Source organism: Cupriavidus consociatus (assembly GCF_017814975.1).
GTDB classification, from domain to species: domain Bacteria; phylum Pseudomonadota; class Gammaproteobacteria; order Burkholderiales; family Burkholderiaceae; genus Cupriavidus; species Cupriavidus consociatus.
The window spans coordinates 1-1250 of the sequence record NZ_JAGIQA010000127.1 but is presented as its reverse complement, the minus strand read 5'-3'; the positions used below and the strand labels follow the sequence as shown (position 1 = coordinate 1250).

1 pseudogene is annotated in these 1250 nt (G+C 60.6%); it reads right to left on the bottom strand.

The features are described 5' to 3' along the window. Window positions 1-179: 179 nt before the first annotated feature. Window positions 180-807, bottom strand: a pseudogene (locus tag J8I82_RS37695) (transposase); the annotation flags it as partial. Between the last annotated feature and the right edge of the window lie 443 nt (window positions 808-1250).

The window sequence follows — 1250 nt, the reverse complement described above, 5'->3', positions numbered from 1 at the left end:
CGATCATCATGCCGGCATACGTCGCCCGGATTTCGCTGGCGAGGTAATACGGTGAGAGCTCAATGTCGCTGGTAACCGCTGGAGCATTGAGAATCTGTTTCAGCGGCTGGAATCGGTGCTCAACAGCGAGATTCGTTCGTTGAGTCAGCCGCGCGCGCTGGCTCCAACTCGCCGGGGCTCGGATTGCGGCCGTGCTCGCGCACGATGAAGACGCTGCCGCGACGCTGCCAGCCGGCAAGGATCGCCCGGGTGCTGAAGTTGCGATCGGCGATCCACAATTCGCCAGCTTGGGCCGATTCGAGCGATGGCCCGCTCTTGAGCATGGGCATCTTCACAGGGCACCAGATCGACGATCATCGCCGTATCCGGGTCATAAACCACCAATGACTGTCCTGGCAAGGCCGCGCCCCGAAACCCACGCAATGGTTTCAGGCGCTTTTCGCTCGCCGGCAAATGGCTGCCATCCACGATGCGCAGGCGATAGCCGTCCACTGAGGGCGGCTGCTTGCGCAACATCGGTTGCACGACCGGCCCCAGACGCCGCGCGCTGCCTTGCACCAAGGCACGAACCAGTCCCGTTCGGTCCGGCTGATCTTGTCGTACAGCGCGGTGATGGAAACGGGCAGCGTCGGACTGGCCTTGGCTGCCGCATGCACCGACGGGCGCAGCCCTACGGCCACCAGCGACATGATTTCCAACCGTCGTGGAGAACAGTAGCTCTCGCGTGTACTGCGTTTCCCGCTCCTGCTCGAACAACTCATCGATCCAGGCCGGATCGAGGGCGCGTTGCAACCCCAGGCGCGCCATCACGCTGATCGGGCTGTGTTCGATAAAGCGTTCCACTACTGCGTCCAGTACCACGCCACTGACTCCGTCTTCGGTTCGAGGACACGGAGCTTGCCCTATTCTTCATCACCTTGAAAGGGGTGGCTCTTAGAATCTGTTTCAGCGGCTGGAATCGGTACTCAATAGTTGTTCATCGGGTGAGCCAGACCCCGAAGGATGAAGCGGGCTTACGGTCCATGCGTTGCGATGGAATGGGCATAAGATGGCGTCTGGTAACGGCAACGAGGTCGGCTTTCGCTTGGTGCCCCGAGCCTGTTCAATAGTTGGACCCGCAGCCCTGCGAGCACCCCGAATTGCGACCACGGGTGGTGACACCCCGGAACGCGCCTAGTACAACATCCCGTAAGTAGGTTGAATAATTAATCGCCTCCGATATCATGTCGGGATGAGCCGAGGTCGACATG